This is a genomic window from uncultured Photobacterium sp. (assembly GCF_947039875.1).
Taxonomy (GTDB): domain Bacteria; phylum Pseudomonadota; class Gammaproteobacteria; order Enterobacterales; family Vibrionaceae; genus Photobacterium.
In genome coordinates this window covers 97,277-117,669 of sequence record NZ_CAMRAN010000001.1, presented here as the reverse complement: position 1 = coordinate 117,669, position 20,393 = coordinate 97,277, and the positions used below count along the sequence as shown (strand labels likewise).

The 20,393-nt window shown below is 41.3% G+C and carries 15 protein-coding genes and 2 tRNA genes; 3 read left to right on the top strand and 14 right to left on the bottom strand.

All coding sequences use genetic code 11. The features are described from left to right. Nucleotide 1 precedes the first annotated feature (1 nt). From rbfA to rlmE, 11 genes are all read right to left on the bottom strand, one after another. Nucleotides 2-403 carry a 30S ribosome-binding factor RbfA gene (gene rbfA / locus Q0V26_RS00450; protein WP_045027569.1) on the bottom strand — a complete coding sequence of 134 codons (402 nt, stop codon included), beginning with the start codon at nucleotides 401-403 and terminating at the stop codon, nucleotides 2-4. Nucleotides 404-501: 98 nt separating this feature from the next. Further along, nucleotides 502-3,234 (bottom strand): translation initiation factor IF-2, encoded by a 2,733-nt coding sequence (gene infB / locus Q0V26_RS00445; protein WP_297474685.1) that lies wholly within the window; start codon nucleotides 3,232-3,234, stop codon nucleotides 502-504. 29 nt (nucleotides 3,235-3,263) lie between these two features. Continuing rightward, complete coding sequence (gene nusA / locus Q0V26_RS00440) at nucleotides 3,264-4,751, bottom strand: transcription termination factor NusA (RefSeq protein WP_297474683.1); 1,488 nt, start codon at nucleotides 4,749-4,751, stop codon at nucleotides 3,264-3,266. A gap of 22 nt (nucleotides 4,752-4,773) precedes the next feature. Then, entirely contained in the window at nucleotides 4,774-5,229 is a 456-nt protein-coding gene (rimP, locus tag Q0V26_RS00435; protein ID WP_297474681.1) for a ribosome maturation factor RimP, read from the bottom strand. Between the two features lie 188 nt (nucleotides 5,230-5,417). Further along, nucleotides 5,418-5,494 (bottom strand) — tRNA-Met (locus Q0V26_RS00430). A gap of 57 nt (nucleotides 5,495-5,551) precedes the next feature. Beyond that, a tRNA-Leu gene (locus Q0V26_RS00425) sits at nucleotides 5,552-5,636 on the bottom strand. Nucleotides 5,637-5,647: 11 nt separating this feature from the next. Continuing rightward, entirely contained in the window at nucleotides 5,648-6,040 is a 393-nt protein-coding gene (gene secG / locus Q0V26_RS00420) for a preprotein translocase subunit SecG (protein ID WP_297474679.1), read from the bottom strand. A 267-nt stretch (nucleotides 6,041-6,307) separates the two neighbouring features. Then, nucleotides 6,308-7,645, bottom strand: coding sequence for a phosphoglucosamine mutase (gene glmM, locus Q0V26_RS00415; RefSeq protein ID WP_297474677.1), 1,338 nt, complete (start codon nucleotides 7,643-7,645; stop codon nucleotides 6,308-6,310). An 88-nt stretch (nucleotides 7,646-7,733) separates the two neighbouring features. Beyond that, nucleotides 7,734-8,579, bottom strand: coding sequence for a dihydropteroate synthase (folP, locus tag Q0V26_RS00410; protein WP_297474675.1), 846 nt, complete (start codon nucleotides 8,577-8,579; stop codon nucleotides 7,734-7,736). Nucleotides 8,580-8,648: 69 nt separating this feature from the next. Then, nucleotides 8,649-10,592: an ATP-dependent zinc metalloprotease FtsH gene (gene ftsH / locus Q0V26_RS00405; RefSeq protein ID WP_297474849.1), complete on the bottom strand. Its 1,944-nt coding sequence runs from the start codon at nucleotides 10,590-10,592 to the stop codon at nucleotides 8,649-8,651. 49 nt (nucleotides 10,593-10,641) lie between these two features. After that, the gene (gene rlmE / locus Q0V26_RS00400) at nucleotides 10,642-11,271 is read right to left on the bottom strand and encodes a 23S rRNA (uridine(2552)-2'-O)-methyltransferase RlmE (protein WP_297474673.1); all 630 of its coding nucleotides are present in this window, start codon (nucleotides 11,269-11,271) and stop codon (nucleotides 10,642-10,644) included. A gap of 213 nt (nucleotides 11,272-11,484) precedes the next feature. Between rlmE and yhbY the strand changes: the two genes are divergently transcribed. After that, nucleotides 11,485-11,781, top strand: a complete 297-nt coding sequence (yhbY, locus tag Q0V26_RS00395) for a ribosome assembly RNA-binding protein YhbY (RefSeq protein WP_080158459.1) — start codon at nucleotides 11,485-11,487, stop codon at nucleotides 11,779-11,781. Nucleotides 11,782-11,927: 146 nt separating this feature from the next. Here the strand turns inward: yhbY and greA are convergent, their stop codons facing one another. Then, on the bottom strand, nucleotides 11,928-12,401 hold the full coding sequence (greA, locus tag Q0V26_RS00390) for a transcription elongation factor GreA (RefSeq protein WP_297474670.1): 474 nt from the start codon (nucleotides 12,399-12,401) through the stop codon (nucleotides 11,928-11,930). A 586-nt stretch (nucleotides 12,402-12,987) separates the two neighbouring features. Here greA and Q0V26_RS00385 point away from each other — a divergent pair. Together Q0V26_RS00385 and dacB are read left to right on the top strand one after the other, a co-directional pair. Continuing rightward, nucleotides 12,988-14,052 carry a porin gene (locus Q0V26_RS00385; RefSeq protein WP_297474668.1) on the top strand — a complete coding sequence of 355 codons (1,065 nt, stop codon included), beginning with the start codon at nucleotides 12,988-12,990 and terminating at the stop codon, nucleotides 14,050-14,052. A gap of 153 nt (nucleotides 14,053-14,205) precedes the next feature. Beyond that, nucleotides 14,206-15,609, top strand: a complete 1,404-nt coding sequence (dacB, locus tag Q0V26_RS00380) for a serine-type D-Ala-D-Ala carboxypeptidase (RefSeq protein WP_297474666.1) — start codon at nucleotides 14,206-14,208, stop codon at nucleotides 15,607-15,609. Between the two features lie 98 nt (nucleotides 15,610-15,707). Here dacB and carB read toward each other — a convergent pair whose 3' ends face one another. Together carB and carA are read right to left on the bottom strand one after the other, a co-directional pair. Then, nucleotides 15,708-18,926 carry a carbamoyl-phosphate synthase large subunit gene (gene carB, locus Q0V26_RS00375; protein ID WP_297474664.1) on the bottom strand — a complete coding sequence of 1,073 codons (3,219 nt, stop codon included), beginning with the start codon at nucleotides 18,924-18,926 and terminating at the stop codon, nucleotides 15,708-15,710. 17 nt (nucleotides 18,927-18,943) lie between these two features. Continuing rightward, nucleotides 18,944-20,083: a glutamine-hydrolyzing carbamoyl-phosphate synthase small subunit gene (gene carA / locus Q0V26_RS00370; protein WP_297474661.1), complete on the bottom strand. Its 1,140-nt coding sequence runs from the start codon at nucleotides 20,081-20,083 to the stop codon at nucleotides 18,944-18,946. Between the last annotated feature and the right edge of the window lie 310 nt (nucleotides 20,084-20,393).

Here is a 20,393-nt window from a genome sequence, read left to right as displayed (position 1 = left end):
TTTACTCCTCGCCTTTTTCTACTTCGTCTTCATCACCACGACGATCTTCATCGTCACGTACCGCTTTAGATACTAGGTTTGAAATACGCATACCTTCAGTTAACGATTGATCGAAAATGAAGTTAAGTTCAGGTGTTACACGTAGGCGAATTTCTTTACCTAGTAGTGAACGGATGTAAGGTGCCATTTCACGTAATGCTTCTAAACTACCTTCAGCAGTTTGCTCACCAATTGGGAAAAACGTTACATAAATTTTGGCGTAGTTCATATCACGCGACACATCAACACTTGAAATAGTAGTCATTGCAATCGCAGGATCTTTGATCTCACGCTGTAAAATTACAGCTAATTCTTTTTGTAGCTGTTGTGCTACACGTTGGGTACGGCTAAATTCTTTTGCCATTTTCTTGCTCTCTCTAAGAATAATGCTCTTGAAAGAATGGGGAGCCGAAGCTCCCCATTATCATTATCATGTTGAAAAACAACTAGCTACACTGACTATTAGTCAAGTGTACGTTGGATTTCAATAATTTCGAATACTTCGATCTGGTCACCAACGCGAACGTCGTTGTAGTTCTTAACGCCGATACCACACTCGTAACCGTTCTTAACTTCAGGCACGTCATCTTTAAAGCGACGTAGTGACTCAAGCTCACCTTCGTAGATAACTACGTTTTCACGTAGAACACGAATAGGGTTGTTACGCTTGATAGTACCTTCAGTAACCATACAACCAGCGATTGCGCCGATCTTAGGTGACTTAAATACGTCACGTACTTCAGCAAGACCAATGATCTCTTGCTTAAACTCAGGAGCCAACATACCGCCCATCGCCGCTTTAACTTCGTCGATTAGTTGGTAGATGATTGAGTAGTAACGTAAGTCTAGGTTTTCATTTTCGATTGTCTGACGCGCAGACGTATCAGCACGAACGTTGAAACCAAGTACGATAGCGTTAGAAGCTGCTGCAAGTACTGCATCAGTTTCAGTGATTGCACCAACACCTGAACCTACAATGTTAACTTTAACTTCATCAGTTGAAAGTTTACGTAGTGAGTCAGCAATTGCTTCAACAGAACCTTGAACGTCAGCTTTAAGCACAACGTTTAGCTCAGCAACTTCACCAGCTTCCATGTTAGCAAACATGTTTTCTAGTTTAGATTTTTGTTGACGCGCTAGTTTAATATCACGGAATTTACCTTGACGGTAAAGTGCAACTTCACGTGCTTTACGCTCATCACGTACAACAGTCGCTTCGTCACCTGATGATGGAACACCAGAAAGACCAAGGATCTCAACAGGAATAGATGGACCTGCTGATTCAATTTCTTGACCTTGCTCGTTGCGCATTGCACGAATACGACCATGCATTAGGCCACAAAGAACGATATCGCCTTTACGCAATGTACCTTCTTGAACAAGTACGGTTGCTACTGGACCACGGCCTTTATCAAGACGTGATTCGATAACTACGCCAGATGCCATGCCTTCTTCAACTGCTGTTAGCTCAAGAATTTCTGACTGAAGTAGAATTGCTTCTAGTAGACCATCGATGTTAGTACCTTGTTTCGCAGAGATGTGAACAAACATGTTCTCACCGCCCCACTCTTCAGGCATAACGTCGTATTGAGCTAACTCATTCTTCACGTTGTCTGGGTTTGCGTCTTCTTTATCGATCTTGTTTACCGCAACGATCAAAGGTACGCCAGCTGCTTTTGCGTGCTGAATAGCTTCGATTGTTTGTGGCATTACGCCATCGTCTGCTGCAACTACAAGTACAACGATATCAGTCGCTTGAGCACCACGAGCACGCATAGCAGTAAACGCTGCGTGTCCAGGAGTATCAAGGAACGTGATCATGCCGTTTTCAGTTTCAACATGGTAAGCACCGATATGCTGTGTAATACCACCAGCTTCGCCTGAAGCTACGTGTGCTTTACGAATGTAATCAAGTGTTGATGTTTTACCGTGGTCAACGTGACCCATGATAGTAACAACAGGTGCACGAGAAACTTTCAGTAGGTCGTCTGCATTACGGTCAGAAAGCACAGCTTCTTCAAGCTCGTTTTCTTTACGTAGAATAACTTTGTGACCCATTTCTTCAGCAACAAGTGATGCTGTTTCTTGGTCGATAACTTGATTGATAGTCGCCATAGCGCCCATCTTCATCATTACCTTAATAACTTCAACGCCTTTAACAGACATTTTGTTCGCTAGCTCAGCAACGGTAATCGTTTCACCGATAACAACATCTTGCTTAGCAACAAGTGCTGTTTTATCAAAGCCATGTTGCATTGAAGCAGGTTTGTTCATTTGTGGCTTACCGCGACCACGTTGGTTACGACCGCCACGGCCACCACGTTCGTCTTGCTTAGCCGCTGGTTTTTTCTTTTTACGACGGCGAGAAGTTTCTTCTTTGCGGTCTTGTTCGTCTTCTGCAGCACGAGCATATGTAGATGTCGTTGTATGGTAATCAGATTTTTCCATACTTACTGCTTGTTCAGGTTTTACCCCGTTTTTCTCGTTCTGTTCTGCCATTTTGCGAGCCTCTTCTAGCTGACGCTGACTTTCTTCTTCGGCTTTTCGCTTGGCTTCCTCTTCCAGACGACGCTGTAGTACTTCAGCATCTAACTTAGCCTGTCTGTCAACGACGGTGCGCTTAGCTTTTTCGTCAGCTTTACGCTTATCCTGTTCGGTACGATTCGCTTTATCCTCAGCGGCACGCTTCAATTTCTGTTCTGCTTCGCGCTCAGCAGTTTCTGTTGCCTTACGCTGCTCTTCAGCTTGACGTAATGCAGCTTCCTCTGCCTTACGTTTCGCTGCTTCTTCTGCGGCTTGGTGAGCAATCGTATCAGCTTCACGTTGCGCATCAGCTTCTGCTTCACGCTTAACAGCATCTTCTGCTGCACGTTGTTCATCCTCAAGTGCTGAACGTTTCACATAGGTACGCTTTTTACGCACTTCTACTTGAACATTTTTGCTCTTACCACCGTTGCCAGAGACACTTAATGTACTACGTGTCTTGCGCTGCAGAGTCAGACGAGTTGGAGCGCCGTCAGTATTGCCGTCACTGCCATGCTCCTTTTGGAGATGATTAAGTAACGCCTGTTTTTCGGTTTGGCTTACATTTTCATCAACATTCTTAGCAATCCCGGCATCTGAAAGCTGTTGAAGTAAACGGTCAATTGGCGTACCAATTTCTTCCGCCAATGTTTTAACTGTAACCTCTGACATAATGCTCCTCCCTTGCTTTATTTTTTTGATTACGCTTCGTCGCTGAACCAGCAAATATTACGTGCAGCCATAATTAGCTCACCCGCTTTTGCATCGTCTACGCCTTCAATGTCGGTCAAGTCATCAGTTCCTTGATCAGCAAGATCTTCAAGCGTACAAATACCTTTAGCTGCAAACTTAAACGCTAACTCGCGCTCAAGACCTTCCAGACTTAATAAATCTTCTGCAGGTTCAACACCATCAAGCGTTTCTTCTTTAGCAAGCGCTAATGTAGTCAATGCTGCTTTTGCGCGGCTACGTAATTGCTCAATGGTCTCTTCATCAAGGCCATCAACATCCATTAATTCACTTAGTGGAACGTAAGCAATTTCTTCTAGTGTAGTAAAGCCTTCTTCCACCAATACAGTTGCGAAGTCTTCATCAATATCAAGGTGCTTAGTAAACACTTCAATTGATGCTTGTGCTTCTGCTTGGTGTTTTTTCTGTAAGTCTTCAACTGTCATGACGTTTAGTTCCCAGCCAGTAAGCTGTGATGCTAAACGTACGTTTTGACCATTACGACCAATTGCTTGTGCCAGATTATCTTTCTGTACAGCAATATCCATAGTGTGGTTGTCTTCATCAACAATGATTGAATCAACTTCCGCTGGAGCCATTGCATTGATCACATATTGTGCAGCATTTTCATCCCACAATACGATATCAATACGCTCACCGCCAAGCTCACTAGAAACAGCTTGAACACGTGCACCACGCATACCAACACACGCACCTACTGGATCAATACGCTTATCGTTAGTTTTTACTGCGATTTTTGCACGAGAACCAGCATCACGAGCTGCGCCCATAAGTTCAATCAGTTCTTCGCCCATTTCTGGCACTTCAATACGGAATAGCTCAGATAGCATTTCTGGCTTAGAACGCGTCATGAATAACTGAAAACCACGAGCTTCAGGTGCAACTTTGTACAATAGACCACGAACACGGTCGCCTGGACGGAAGTTTTCACGAGGAAGTTGGTCATCACGTTGAATAACAGCTTCTGCGTTGCTACCCAAGTCGATGATTACTGCGTCACGATTTACTTTTTTAACAATACCAGTGATTAGTTCACCTTCGTTGTCAATAAATTGTGCCACAATTTGCTCACGCTCAGCTTCACGTACTTTTTGTACGATAACTTGCTTCGCTGTTTGTGTTGTAATACGGTCAAACGTTACAGATTCAATATCATCTTCAACATAATCGCCTACAGCGATTGTTGGATCTTCATATTGTGCCGCTTCTAACGTAATTTCAAGTGTTGGTTGAGTTACCTCTTCTACTGCTTTCCAACGACGGAAAGTTTCGAATTCACCTGTTTTACGATCGATAACAACACGAACTTCAATTTCTGCTTCGTGTTTCTTTTTAGTTGCTGTCGCTAATGCAATTTCAAGCGCTTCAAAAATACGCTCACGAGGAACAGCTTTTTCGTTGGATACCGCTTCTACGACAGCCAAAATTTCTTTGTTCATTTCTAATGCCCCAATTTAGCGGTTAGAATTTTGGAACTAGGTTGGCCTTGGAGATATTGCTCAGTGCAAAGGACTCGTCATTGCCATCTACGTTAAGTGTGATCAGTTCGCCTTCAACAGCGACAATGTCACCTTTCCACTTACGACGGTTACCCATCGCCATTTTTAATACTAAGCTAACTTCATGACCAATAAATTGTTGGTAATGTTCAGCTTTGAAGAGTGGTCTTTCCAATCCAGGGGAAGACACTTCTAGGTGGTAAGCGACAGTAATAGGATCTTCAACATCCATTACTGCACTAATCTGGCGGCTAACCTCAGCACAACCGTCTACATTAATACCATTTTCATGGTCAATAAACACGCGAAGTGTAGAGTGCTCACCAGCACGGATAAACTCTAAACCAACAAGTTCAAAGCCAATAGCTTGAACTGAAGGCTCAAGTAAGTCGGTTAATTGTGTCTCTAAAGCTGTCAAGACAACCCCCCGGAAACAAAAAAAGGGCATAAAGCCCAGTAAATACCTGAATGGTCATGTTTCAGATAATAAAAAACCCCGAATACGGGGTTTTTTATTACTGGACCCTGATTACTAAGATCATGCAAGCAAGAGTCTCAGTAAGAAAACAAACATTCAAAAATAAGAATAGTCTATTTTCAGGAAAGTGGTTGCGGGGGCCGGATTTGAACCAACGACCTTCGGGTTATGAGCCCGACGAGCTACCAAACTGCTCCACCCCGCGTCCGATTCTGAACAGAGTATACCGTTCAGATGTTACTATTACAAGTAACCAGTATAATGGTGCCGAGAAGGGGACTTGAACCCCTACACCTTGCGGCACTAGCACCTCATGCTAGCGTGTCTACCAATTCCACCATCTCGGCTAAATCTTTACTTACTGAGATTTTTCACTTATTGCTGGTGTTGTCTCAGCTGTGTTCTCAGTCGTTTTTGCTGCGGCAGCTACGTTTTCAGTAGTAACTACAGTCTTTGGTTGTTCAACAGTTTGTGTTGTAACAGGAGCCGAAAGGTCATCCCAACCACTTGTCTCTGTTGATTTCTTAGTACTGATGTTGCCAAGTACAAGACTAATCGCAAAGAAAATAATTGCACAAAGTGTTGTCATTCGAGTTAGAAAGTTTCCTGAGCCGCTAGAGCCGAACAAAGTTCCTGATGCACCAGCCCCGAATGAAGCTCCCATATCTGCGCCTTTACCTTGTTGAATCATTACTAGGCCAATAACACCAAGCGCAGCGACAAGATAAATCACAAGTAGAATTTCGTACATGGGTTCCACCTATGGTAAAATTGCTATACCGACTTTGCTTTAGCAGTGCCAGCGCATTCCTCTTATCTAGAGAGCGAATGAATACTAGCGAAACCCTGTAGCAGTGACAAGTAATATTTACTTAAAAAGTGAATATTCCGAACCACTTGCACAACATTTAGCCAAAAACAAAATCATCAAAATAAAAAGGCTGACTCTATTTTATTAGTCAGCCTCCACCTTTATTGATTAACGCTTAAATAATTAAGCCGTTATCAACAATTGCACTTAGCAGTTTTCTTTTACTGCTGTTGCAATATCTAATGCATATTGCTTAACATCAATTGCATTTTGGCCTTCTACCATAACACGAATCAATGGCTCAGTACCTGATTTACGTAATAATACGCGACCATTATCACCTAATTTTTGTTCAACCGCTTGTGTTGCCGCAATAACCGCTTGTGATTGTAATGGGTCACTCTCACCTTTAAAGCGAACATTTTCGAGCACTTGTGGGAACATTGTCATACCATCACTCAGCTCTTTTAAGCTCATTTTGCTAGATACAATAGAAGCCATGACTTGTAGACCCGCAACAATGCCGTCACCGGTTGTTACTTTATCAAGTAAAATAACGTGACCTGAATTTTCAGCGCCAATTAACCAGTTATTTTTAACCAGCTCTTCCATTACATAACGGTCACCGACTTTTGCACGAACAAAAGGAATCCCCAGATTTTTAAGTGCAACTTCCATACCCATATTGGTCATTAATGTACCAACTACGCCACCTTTTAGTTCACCACAACGTAATGCGTCACGAGCAATAATATAAGCAATCTGATCGCCATCAACTTTATTACCTAACTCATCAACCATGATCACACGGTCACCATCGCCATCAAGGGCAATACCAAAGTCAGCTTTTTCTGCTAATACTTTAGCTTGTAATGCTGCGACATCAGTTGCACCTACTTTATCATTAATATTGATACCGTTAGGCTCGCAACCAATAGTAATAATTTCAGCCCCTAATTCAGCGAAAACTTTAGGCGCAATATGGTAAGTTGCACCATGCGCACAATCGACAACAATCTTAAAGCCTTCAAGGCTTAAATGATTAGGGAATGTGCCTTTACAGAACTCAATATAACGGCCAGCTGCATCATCAATACGGTAAGCTTTACCCAGTAATGCAGACTCAACACATGTTAATGGTTTTTCCATTTCAGCTTCAATCGCCGCTTCAACAGCATCAGGTAGTTTTGTACCTTGCGCAGAAAAGAACTTAATGCCGTTATCGTGATAAGGGTTGTGTGACGCAGAAATCACAATACCCGCTTCAGCGCGGAACGTGCGAGTTAAATAAGCTACAGCCGGCGTTGGCATAGGACCGGTAAAAGCTGCTTTTAAACCTGCAGCGGCAAGACCTGCTTCTAATGCAGACTCCAACATGTAACCTGAAATTCGAGTATCTTTACCGATTAATACTTTTTTAGTGCCCGTTTGTGATAACACACGACCAGCAGCCCACCCTAGTTTCATTACAAACTCAGGTGTAATCGGGCCTTCACCAACCAAACCACGAATACCATCAGTACCAAAGAACTTACGTTCAGCCATTCTACGCTCCTAGCTTTCTTTTATAAGTATATTTGATTGTAATTAGCTCTGTGCTTTCTTCCGTTACAATCATTCACTGTAAATAAGGTTATATCTGCATTAATTTAGAATGATTCATCACTATATTACAGATTTTAATAACATCAATTGTCTCTTGTACGTCATGAACGCGAATTATCTGTGCGCCTTTCATTGCAGCAATCGTCGCACAGGCTAAACTTCCCGCAACACAATCAATAGGTGGCTTATTCAATAATTTTGAAATCATTGACTTACGAGACATCCCCGCTAATAAAGGCAAACCAAACTGATGAAATTGTTCAAGTTGTGCTAATAATTGATAATTATGTGCCATCGTTTTACCAAATCCAAAGCCAGGATCTAATATAAGCTGTTGACGAGCAATTCCATTCTGCTCACAAGCTTGAATCCGTTCAATAAAAAATTGATTAACGTCTACAATCAAATCGTCATAATTTGGATCGGACTGCATTGTACGCGGTTGGCCTTGCATATGCATCAAGCATATAGGAACATTTGCTTGTGCCGCAGCGTCTAATGCACCTAAATCTTGTAATGCGCGAACATCATTAATTAAATCAGCCCCCACATTAACCGCTTCAGTCATCACTTGCGCTTTACTGGTATCAATTGAAATCCAACAATCAAACCGTTGTCGAATCGCCTCTATCACAGGAATAACACGAGCCAATTCTGTCTCAACATTAACATCAGCCGCCCCTGGTCGTGTCGATTCACCACCAATATCAATGATTGCCGTTCCGGCCTCAATCATTGCTTCTACATGATGTAAAGCATGATCTAACTGATGGTATTTACCACCATCAGAAAAGGAGTCTGGCGTAATATTAACAATCCCCATCACTTGAGGCGTTGTAAGATCAAGGGTCTTACTTTTACTGATTAATTGCATATTATGACTCCGTAAATTTTAACAAAAAAAAACCCCGACCTAAGTCAGGGTTTTCTATTCACTTAGCAATTATGCTTGAGGCTTACTATCTGTATCATCTTTCTCAGATAGTGCATCAATACCGTCGCCTACAGGCTCATCAGGAGCAAGTTCAGTTTCTGGTGCATTTCGTAACGTATCACCATCATCAGTCCAGCCTTTTGGAGCTCGAATTTCAGCTTTACGTTCCATTAAGTCATCAATCTGACCTGCGTCAATGGTTTCATATTTCATCAATGCATCTTTCATTGCATGCATGATATCCATATTATCAACCAAAATCTGACGTGCACGTTGGTAGTTACGATCAATTAGAATACGAACTTCAGTATCAATAAGCTTCGCTGTGTCATCAGACATATGCTTACTTTGTGTTACTGAACGACCAAGAAATACTTCGCCTTCGTCTTCTGCGTACAATAATGGACCTAACTTGTCAGAGAAGCCCCACTGAGTCACCATCTTACGTGCAATATCAGTAGCGCGTTCAATATCGTTTGATGCACCTGTTGATACTTTCTCACGACCATAGATAAGCTCTTCAGCCAGACGACCACCGTAAAGGCTTGAAATCATAGATTCTAAGAATTCACGAGAGTGACTTACACGATCTTGTTCAGGTAAGTACATTGTCACACCTAACGCACGACCACGTGGAATAATGGATACTTTGTACACTGGATCGTGATCCGGTACTAAGCGACCAATAATTGCGTGACCTGCTTCATGGTATGCCGTTGATGCTTTCTGATCTTCAGACATCACCATCGACTTACGCTCAGCGCCCATCATGATTTTATCTTTTGCTAGTTCAAATTCAACCATTGAAACAGTGCGCTTATCACCACGAGCGGCAAACAACGCAGCTTCGTTAACAAGGTTTGCAAGATCGGCACCAGAGAAACCTGGTGTACCACGAGCAATCAATGATGGATTCACATCACCGTCTAGCGGTACTTTACGCATGTGAACTTTAAGAATCTGCTCACGACCACGTACATCTGGAAGACCAACAACAACTTGGCGGTCGAAACGGCCAGGACGAAGTAAAGCTGGGTCAAGTACATCGGGACGGTTAGTTGCGGCAATAACGATAATACCTTCATTACCTTCAAAGCCATCCATTTCAACCAGCATTTGGTTTAGTGTTTGTTCACGTTCATCATGACCACCACCAACACCAGCACCACGTTGACGACCTACAGCATCGATTTCATCGATAAAGATAATACAAGGCGCTGCTTTCTTCGCTTGTTCAAACATATCACGGACACGGGATGCACCCACACCGACAAACATTTCAACAAAGTCAGAACCAGAGATAGTAAAGAACGGTACTTTAGCTTCACCAGCAATCGCTTTTGCTAATAAAGTTTTACCCGTACCAGGAGGACCAACCATCAACACACCTGTTGGGATTTTACCACCTAGCTTTTGGAAACGGCTTGGATCACGTAAGTAATCAACCAATTCTTTAACGTCTTCTTTGGCTTCATCACAACCAGCTACATCAGCAAAAGTTGTTTTGATTTGATCTTCACCCATCATACGTGCTTTAGATTTACCGAACGACATGGCACCTTTGCCACCACCGCCCTGCATCTGACGCATAAAGAAGATCCAAACACCAATTAATAGCAACATTGGAAACCACGAAATAAAGATTGAAGCTAAAAGGCTTGGCTCTTCAGGTGGTGTGCCCGCAACAGCTACGTTTGCGTTAATTAAATCGTCTAACAGCTTTGGATCATTTGCAACAGGTAAGTATGTTACATAGCTCGCATTATCACGTTTGGTTACAGTGATTTCACGATCATTGAATCGTACTTCCTTTATCTGATCCTGACCGATTTGACGGACAAATGTCGTATAATCGACTTGGCCTTTGGTACTATTACTATTGGTTCCGAAACTCTGGAATACAGACATAAGAACAACAGCAATGACCAGCCATAAAATCAAGTTTTTTGCCATGTCACTCAAGGTGTTAACCTCGCGATAACTAAAAGATGAATGTAGATTACTACAGTTTGTAACCTGTAGCCACAATATAGACTTCACGCGAACGATCTCGCGAGGAATCTGGTTTACGAATTTTGACCACTTTAAACATGCTACGAATATCAGCGAGATATTGGTCAAAGCCTTCACCTTGGAAAACTTTTACCGTAAAACTGCCATTCGGTGCAAGTACTTGTCGACACATATCTAATGCAAGTTCAACAAGGTACATAGCTCGAGGTTGGTCGGATGCAAGATTACCACTCATATTAGGTGCCATATCAGACATTACCACATCGACCATTTCTGGCTTAATGCGTGTCAATAAAGCATCTAATACTGCTTCTTCGCGAAAATCACCTTGAAGAAAGCTAACCCCAGGAAGTGAATCCATAGGTAATATATCACAAGCGATGACCTGTCCATCATCACCTACAATTTCAGCCGCATACTGTGACCAACCACCAGGTGCAGCACCAAGGTCAACCACAGTCATGCCTGATTTTAATAATTTATCTTTATTTTGAATTTCTTCAATTTTAAAGAAAGCACGAGAACGATAACCTCGTTTTTGTGCTTCTTGTACATATTTATCGTCAAAATGTTCTTTTAACCACCGGCCGGAGCTAGCGGATTGTTTTTTTCTACTCATGCTAAACCTAATGCGTTGCCATACTTAGTAAGTATACGTCGGCTAAAGACTTTTATCGCACCTAATTTACTAGATTGCGTCCTAAAAATGTGCAGTGCAACATAATCACTGTAAATTTTCCGACTATCATCTATTAAACAAATTAGTCTTCTAGAGTAGATGGCGGTAGAATGTCGCGTTTTCAACCCTTGTAACCAAAAAAATAGAGTCATCATGAATCTAAGCACAAAACAAAAGCAATTTTTAAAAGGTCTAGCTCACAACCTAAAACCCGTTGTTCTTATGGGTGCGAATGGTCTTACTGAAGCAGTATTAGCCGAAATCGACCTTGCTCTTAACCATCACGAACTGATTAAAGTAAAAGTAGCGTCTGAAGATCGTGAAACTAAACTATTAATCGTTGATGCTATTATTCGCGAAACTAAAGCGGAAAAAGTACAAGTGATTGGTAAAACATTAGTGATTTACCGCCCAAGCGAAGATCGTAAAATCGAACTTCCTCGCAAATAAAAAAGGCCGCCTAGCGGCCTTTTTTATTGCTGTCGTTGGCAATAAATTCTTTTTGCTAACGACAAATTTACCTTTTATTAATAAGTTAGCGCTTATTTGTCAGACAATAGTCTATCTTTTAAATTACGACAAACAGTAACTAATTATTAAATGTATTGTACATCCATGATTTCAAACTCTTTTAAACCACCAGGGGTCGTAATTTGAACTTCGTCACCAACCAACTTACCAATTAAACCGCGTGCAATCGGTGAATTTATTGAAATCAAGTTTTGCTTAATATCTGCTTCATCATCACCCACGATACAATACGTCATTTCTTTATCACTATCTAAATCTAATAGCTTGATAGTTGTACCAAAAATAACTTTACCTGTGTTGGCTAATGTTGTTACATCAATAACTTGTGCCACTGATAATTTATATTCAATATCACGAATTTGTGCTTCACAAATACCCTGTTCTTCACGTGCAGCATGGTACTCAGCGTTTTCCTTTAAGTCACCAAGTTCGCGAGCTTCAGCAATAGCTTGAGAGATCAGCGGACGACGCTTCAATAACACATCAAGTTCTTTTAGTAGCTTCTGCTCACCGCGAACAGTCATTGGTACTTTTTCCATAAATAAATAGCCTCTGTAACCTGATAGCGCTCGCCAATTTCAGGTAAATAGTGTCAGCCTAACATTGTGCTAGCCTGACAGGATAAAAATGATTTGGTTTATTTTAAACAAAGATGACCCAGAGATCATCATTGATAAATGATAATCCGTATTTAACTGTTATTTATTGACTAATTATTTATACCGCAAGTCAAATATTCAGCAGCAAGAATTAACACCAACAACAGTCAGTGATTACTTACTACCGTTTTTATATCTCTAAATACAAAAAAGGAACCTTACATAATCAACATTAAAAAGAGCGTCAAATCACACTATTAAAAATAAAAATAATTATTTTAAGAATAAAAAATATATTAATACCTAAATAGAACTAAAATATAAAAAATAATTAGAACTTTTACTTATTATAATAACACATTGATTAATAAGAAAACAATAACGTAAAAAAAACTAAAAAAGCCACACACAAACTATTTTTCAGTTTTTTTTACTAACATATTATCAATGACACAAGTAAAAAGAACGCCATAGCATTCAGCATCGAAATGCAACCTATAAAAAACCATATATAAAGGATTCGGCAATGAACAAGAACCTAATTGCTCTAGCAGTAGCTGCAGCGACTTTCTCTGGTGCAGTATCAGCAGCAACAGTTTATTCAGACGACACTTCTAGCCTAGCTATCGGCGGCCGTGTAGAAGCTCGTGCACTACTTTCTGATAATGCAAAAAATGAAACAGCACCGGTTCTTTCACAGCAAACAACCAACGATGTAACCGACATCTCACGTGTTCGTGTAAACATTGATGCAAAAACACAAATTGCTGATGGCGTACAAGGTATTGGTTTTGTAGAAAAAGAATTTGGTAGCGACAGTGACAATGTCCCTGAAGAAACTCGTTACTTATATGCTGGTGTAAACAGTGACCAGTACGGCCAAATCGTTTACGGTAAGGCTGACGGCTCATTAGCTATGCTAACTGATTTCACTGATATCATGGCATATGCGGGTTCTGTTGTTGGTGGTACTAAACTAGCAGTATCTGACCGCGCTTCAAACAACCTTTCTTATGTTGGTGAATTCAACAACCTTACTTTCAGAGCAAACTACGTATTTGATGGTGCGGCATACAATGCTGCGGGTAAGAAAACAGACCAATCTGGTTTCTCTACTGCTGCTAAATACAAAGTAGGCGATACAGGCCTTGCCCTTGGTGTTGGTTATGCTCAACAAAAAGATCAAACTGCTGCAAATGATCTTCAAAACCAAACATCTAAGCAAACTTTCGCAGTTGCATCTTACACTATTGGCGACTTATACTTCGGCGGTCTTTACAAGTACGGTCACCGTGATGCAACTAACTTAGTAAATGGCGATCTAACTGACTCACAAGGTTATGAATTCGCAGCAGCATATACTATGGGTAAAACAGTATTCACTACTACTTACGGCTTCATGAAAGATGAGCGTAACACAAGCGGTGCTTACGACGAATTAGCAAACGCAGTAGCGATTGACGGTACTTACTACTTCAACAGCAACTTCCGTACTTATGCATCTTACACATTCAACATGCTTGATAAGAACGAAGTTGGTAAAGTTGCAGCTTCTGACCAATTTGTTCTTGGTGCTCGTTACGACTTCTAATTTTAATAATTAAAAGCGTACTAAAAAGCGTCGACCTCGGTCGGCGCTTTTTGTTATTTAATCGTACCTGAACACAGCACAGGTACATTTTTACTAAAGCCCCTAAAAAAGCTATCATTGTAACTAATTCTCTTCATACAATTGTACTCTGATATGCTTAAACGACTTATTTGTTCCGCCTTGCTATTAACAAGCATGCCTTCATTTGCTGCATTTTCGCCTCAGCAAGCCCTCAAGCAATTGCCGACAGGTAGTGATGCTTCACTATTAGTTGTTAACCCAACGACCAACAAAGTCATCTACCAGCACCAAGCGAGCCATTTACAAGCACCAGCCAGCACTCAAAAATTATTAACCGCACTAGCAGCTAAATTGTATTTAGGTAATGACTTCCGTTTCAGCACCAACCTTGAGACTCAAGGTAATAATGTTATTTTAGACTTTAATGGTGATCCAACATTAAAAAGCACTGATATTGCTAATCTGCTGCGCCAACTCAAACAGCAAGGTACTAACACCATCAAAGGCAATCTTTACCTTAATGGTGGTCATTTTACAGGCTTTGAACATGCCGTTGGCTCACCATGGGATATGCTGACACAATGCTACAGTGCGCCATCAAGCAGTATTACGTTAGAACATAACTGTTTTGAAGGTGCGTTATATTCAAATATGACCTTTGGTGCCAAAACACGTTTAAATATTCCAAGTCATCAGCCAGTAACGGCAACAAATGATGCGATTGTAGTAACGAAAGCTCAGCAAAAAGAACAATTCTGTGAATTATCATTACAAGCAAATGATAGCAACCACTACCATATCACGGGTTGTATTCAACCAAAGAAAGATCCACTACCACTTCGGTTTGCAGTTCAAAATACCACGTTATATTCAACAGCAATTATTAAGCAGCAATTAAAACGTGCAGGTATACGTTTAGACGGTAAAATTTTACGTAATGACACCATTACAGGAAAGATTATTGCCACTCATCAATCAGCACCGTTAACCACCCTGCTGTATATTATGCTTAAACGCTCTGATAATTTGTTTGCTGATAACTTAGCGAAAACCATGGGCGCTAAATACTTTAATCAAGCAGGTAGTTATACCAATGGTGTTGCTGCTATTAAAGCAATTCTAAAACAAAAAGCCAATATTGATTTATCTAACACCATCATGGTTGATGGCTCAGGATTATCACGCAATAATCGCCTAAATACGTATGATCTAATGGAAGTGCTTACTTACATTTATCATCACCCTAAACTAGGATTAATCACTGACTTACCCGTTGCAGGTAAAAGTGGCACCCTTCAATACCGAAAGAGTGTTAAAACTGCGCCTTTAAAAGATAATATAATGGCTAAAACAGGATCGTTATTTGGTACTTATAACCTTGCAGGCATTATTAAAACCAAATCAGGCCACCCATTATTGTTTGTGCAGCTAGTCACTAACTACTATCCAACAAAAGCTGAATTAACAAGCAGTGAATTACCACCAATCAATCAATTTGAAAAGCAATACTATACATCTCTATATGATAATTACTGATTGAAATTAATATAGTAGTCGTTTAATACGCTAATAAAAAAGCCGATCATTTTCATGATCGGCTTTTTATTACAATTAACAATCGTACCGAAATACGATTACTTAATCATTGCATGCAGTTCTTGAATAGAAGTTACTGTATTGCGGTCGTCGGCAGTGTGTGCCAAGCAAGTCGCAAAACCTGCGTTCAAAGTAGTGGTGTAATTCACTTTTTCAGCCAATGCACTACGACGAAGAACTTTAGAATCTTCAATCGCTTGACGGCCTTCCGCAGTATTCACAATATAGGTGTATTCATTATTCTTAATACGGTCAAGAATATGAGGACGACCTTCATGTACCTTGTTAACTAAGCGAGGGTTAATGCCCGCTTCGCCTAAAATAACGGCTGTACCGTGAGTCGCATCTAGTTGATAGCCAAGTTTGATTAACTTAGAGGCTAAATCAACCACTCGTTTTTTATCCCCTTCGCGCACAGAAAGTAATGCACGACCTGATGATGGATACTCTTTACCACAGCCTAGTTCAGCTTTAGCAAACGCTTCTGCAAACGTATTACCAATACCCATTACTTCACCTGTTGAACGCATTTCTGGGCCTAACAATGGGTCAACTCCTGGGAATTTATTAAACGGTAATACCACTTCTTTTACTGAGTAATACGGTGGAATAACTTCTTTCGTAAAACCTTGTGATTGCAGTGATTGCCCCGCCATTACACGTGCTGCAATTTTTGCAACAGGTACGCCAGTTGCTTTTGATACAAAGGGGACTGTACGCGCAGCACGAGGGTTAACTTCAATTAAGTAAACTTCGTTATCTTTAACGGCGAACTGAGTATTCATTAACCCGCGAACCCCAAGTTCAAACGCCAAGTTCTTCACTTGCTCACGCATCACGTCTTGGATTTCTTTGCTCAGCGTATAAGCTGGCAATGAACAGGCTGAGTCACCAGAGTGAACACCCGCTTGCTCAATGTGCTCCATGATGCCAGCAATAACAACTTGTTCACCATCACAAATCGCATCAACATCAACTTCAATAGCATCGTCAAGGAAACGGTCAAGCAATACAGGAGATTCGTTTGAAACGCTGACAGCTTCATTAAAGTAACGACGTAAATCTTGCTCATCGTATACAATTTCCATTGCGCGACCGCCAAGTACATACGATGGGCGCACAACTAACGGGAAACCGATGATTTTTGATTTCTCAATCGCCTGTTCCATCGTCGTAACTGTTGCGTTTTCTGGTTGTAATAAACCCAAACGGTCAACAGCTTGCTGGAAACGTTCACGATCTTCAGCGCGGTCAATGGCATCAGGGCTAGTACCGATAATTGGCACACCTGCCGCTTCTAATGCGCGAGCAAGTTTAAGTGGTGTTTGACCACCGTATTGAACAATCACACCTTTAGGTTTTTCAACACGTGCAATCGCTAATACATCTTCCAGAGTGACGGGTTCAAAGTATAAACGGTCAGAAGTATCGTAGTCAGTTGATACCGTCTCAGGGTTACAGTTAACCATGATAGTTTCATAACCATCTTCACGTAATGCTAGTGATGCATGGACACAACAGTAATCAAATTCAATACCTTGACCGATACGGTTAGGGCCACCGCCAAGAATCATGATCTTTTCTTTAGTGGTTGGATTTGCTTCACATTCATCATCGTATGATGAATACATGTAAGCCGTGTCTGATGAAAATTCTGCAGCACAGGTATCAACACGCTTGTATACTGGGTGAATATTATATTGGTCACGCAGTTTACGAATTTCGCTTTCAGCAACACCAAGCAATTTAGCTAAACGTGCATCAGCAAAACCCTTACGCTTAAGTGCACGTAACGATTGTTCATTTAAACCTGCAAAACCAGCGGCTTTAACGCGTGCTTCATCTTTAATGATATCTTCAATTTGAACTAAGAACCAACGGTCAATACCGGTTAGATTAAAGATACCGTCAACAGACATCCCCGCACGGAACGCATCACCAATATACCAAATACGCTCAGCACCCGCGGCTTTTAATTCATAACGAATTTTGCTCATTGCATCAGGTTCTTCAAGATCAACCATCTCGTCAAAACCGTTAGCACCTACTTCGAGGCCACGTAATGCTTTGTGCAATGACTCTTGTTGGTTACGACCAATCGCCATTACTTCACCCACCGACTTCATCTGAGTTGTCAGACGGTCATTCGCACCCGCAAACTTTTCAAAGTTAAAACGTGGAATTTTCGTTACCACATAATCGATAGTCGGTTCAAATGACGCAGGGGTTGCACCGCCTGTAATATCATTCATCAGTTCATCAAGGGTAAAACCAATCGCCAGTTTTGCCGCTATTTTAGCAATCGGAAAACCCGTCGCTTTAGAAGCCAATGCTGATGAACGTGATACACGTGGGTTCATCTCAATGATAACCATACGGCCATCTTCAGGATTGATACCAAACTGTACGTTTGAACCACCTGTTTCAACACCAATTTCACGTAATACCGCTAGCGATGCGTTACGCATTAATTGGTATTCTTTGTCCGTTAGGGTTTGAGCAGGGGCAACGGTAATTGAATCACCCGTGTGAATCCCCATCGGGTCAAAGTTTTCAATTGCACACACGATGATACAGTTGTCGTTCTTATCACGAACCACTTCCATCTCATATTCTTTCCAACCAATCAGTGATTCATCAATCAACAATTCACTTGTTGGCGATAAATCTAGACCGCGAGAACAGATTTCTTCAAATTCTTCTTTATTATATGCAATGCCACCACCAGTCCCCCCCATCGTAAATGACGGACGAATAATACAAGGGAAACCTACCATATCGAGCACTTTATACGCTTCTTCCATGGTGGTTGCAGTATCAGCACGAGGACACTCAAGACCGATAGACTTCATTGCTTTATCAAAACGAGAGCGGTTTTCAGCTTTATCAATTGCGTCAGCTGTTGCGCCAATCATTTCAACATTAAATTCTTTTAATACGCCGTATTTTTCAAGATCTAAGGCACAGTTAAGCGCAGTTTGGCCACCCATCGTAGGCAATACTGCATCTGGACGTTCTTTTTCGATGATCTTGCGTACTACTTCCCAGTGAATAGGTTCTATATATGTAGCATCCGCCATATCAGGGTCGGTCATGATCGTAGCAGGATTAGAGTTAACCAGAATAACGCGGTAACCCTCTTCACGCAGCGCTTTACATGCTTGTGCACCAGAGTAGTCGAATTCACACGCTTGACCGATAACAATCGGACCAGCACCTAAGATTAATACACTTTTAATGTCAGTACGTTTTGGCATTTTTTACTACTCCCGGTTTAAGCGCTGTGTTTCTTAATTAATTCGATAAAGTGATCAAATAGTGGTGCTGCATCATGAGGACCAGGGCTTGCTTCAGGGTGGCCTTGGAAACTAAATGCAGGCTTGTCGGTACGATGGATACCTTGTAGAGAGCCATCAAACAGGGATTTATGTGTTGCACGTAAATTATCAGGTAATGTTGCTTCATCAGCGGCAAAACCGTGGTTTTGGCTGGTAATCATCACCACATCACGTTCAAGATCTTTTACTGGGTGGTTTGCACCATGGTGGCCAAATTTCATCTTCACTGTTTGAGCACCGCTAGCCAAGGCTAAAATCTGGTGTCCAAGACAGATACCAAAAATAGGTAAGTTTTTATCTAGAAATACTTTGGTCGCTTCAATCGCATAAGTACATGGCGCAGGATCGCCAGGACCATTTGATAAGAAAACGCCATTTGGATTTAATGCTAACACTTCTTCCGCTGTTGTTTGCGCAGGAACAACCGTTAGACGGCAGCCACGATCAACCAGCATACGTAAAATATTGCGTTTAGCACCAAAGTCATAGGCAACAACATGGTACGGTAGCTCACTGTCATCTTTCGCTGCGGGTAAACCGCCAGTTAATGTCCATGAACCTTGCTTCCAGCTATATGTTTCAGTTGTAGTCACCTCTTTCGCTAAATCCATGCCTTTAAGACCTGGAAATGCTTGAGCTTGAGCGAGTGCCGCAGCTTCATCAAGGTGGTTCCCCGCAACGATACAACCGTTTTGAGCGCCTTTTTCACGTAGAATTCGCGTTAATTTGCGAGTATCAATATCAGCGATACCGACAATATTTTGCGATTTAAGATAGTCAGAAAGGGATTGTTCACTGCGGAAATTAGAAGCGATAAGAGGAAGATCACGAATTACCAAACCTTGAGCATGAATTGCCGTTGATTCTTCGTCTTCAGTATTAGTGCCGGTGTTGCCAATATGGGGATAGGTAAGAGTAACGATCTGTTGCGAGTAAGAGGGGTCAGTGAGAATTTCCTGATACCCCGTCATCGAGGTATTAAAAACAACTTCACCAACAGCCGAACCATCTGCCCCAATGGACACGCCGCGGAACACTGTCCCATCTTCAAGGACTAACAGCGCAGATTTGCTCAAGACAACCTCCAAAAAATAAAAATGCAATTAAAACAGATAAATTTGCAACTACCCATTCCATTTAACGCCAAAAACCCTTAACTACTGATTTTTGACAAATTGCGCAAATTCTATGGATCAGTTAGCAATCTGTCAACATTTAACCGTAATTAAATTTAAAAAATCACACACAATCACCACTTTCTGGCTCAAACACTGTAAATAATAACTTTCATTGCAGGTTTAGGACTATAGAATAACAATAGTTAAAATGTAATCGATTGCCTAAGTTGCAAATACGTTAATCTAAATTAAAATCACACGCAAACGA

Bases quoted from the DNA above. Each gene is read 5' to 3' on its own strand.
- rbfA (WP_045027569.1), bottom strand. From the start codon at position 403: ATGGCAAAAGAATTTAGCCGTACCCAACGTGTAGCACAACAGCTACAA.
- infB (WP_297474685.1), bottom strand. From the start codon at position 3,234: ATGTCAGAGGTTACAGTTAAAACATTGGCGGAAGAAATTGGTACGCCA.
- nusA (WP_297474683.1), bottom strand. From the start codon at position 4,751: ATGAACAAAGAAATTTTGGCTGTCGTAGAAGCGGTATCCAACGAAAAA.
- secG (WP_297474679.1), bottom strand. From the start codon at position 6,040: ATGTACGAAATTCTACTTGTGATTTATCTTGTCGCTGCGCTTGGTGTT.
- glmM (WP_297474677.1), bottom strand. From the start codon at position 7,645: ATGGCTGAACGTAAGTTCTTTGGTACTGATGGTATTCGTGGTTTGGTT.
- folP (WP_297474675.1), bottom strand. From the start codon at position 8,579: ATGCAATTAATCAGTAAAAGTAAGACCCTTGATCTTACAACGCCTCAA.
- ftsH (WP_297474849.1), bottom strand. From the start codon at position 10,592: ATGGCAAAAAACTTGATTTTATGGCTGGTCATTGCTGTTGTTCTTATG.
- rlmE (WP_297474673.1), bottom strand. From the start codon at position 11,271: ATGAGTAGAAAAAAACAATCCGCTAGCTCCGGCCGGTGGTTAAAAGAA.
- yhbY (WP_080158459.1), top strand. From the start codon at position 11,485: ATGAATCTAAGCACAAAACAAAAGCAATTTTTAAAAGGTCTAGCTCAC.
- greA (WP_297474670.1), bottom strand. From the start codon at position 12,401: ATGGAAAAAGTACCAATGACTGTTCGCGGTGAGCAGAAGCTACTAAAA.
- Q0V26_RS00385 (WP_297474668.1), top strand. From the start codon at position 12,988: ATGAACAAGAACCTAATTGCTCTAGCAGTAGCTGCAGCGACTTTCTCT.
- dacB (WP_297474666.1), top strand. From the start codon at position 14,206: ATGCTTAAACGACTTATTTGTTCCGCCTTGCTATTAACAAGCATGCCT.
- carB (WP_297474664.1), bottom strand. From the start codon at position 18,926: ATGCCAAAACGTACTGACATTAAAAGTGTATTAATCTTAGGTGCTGGT.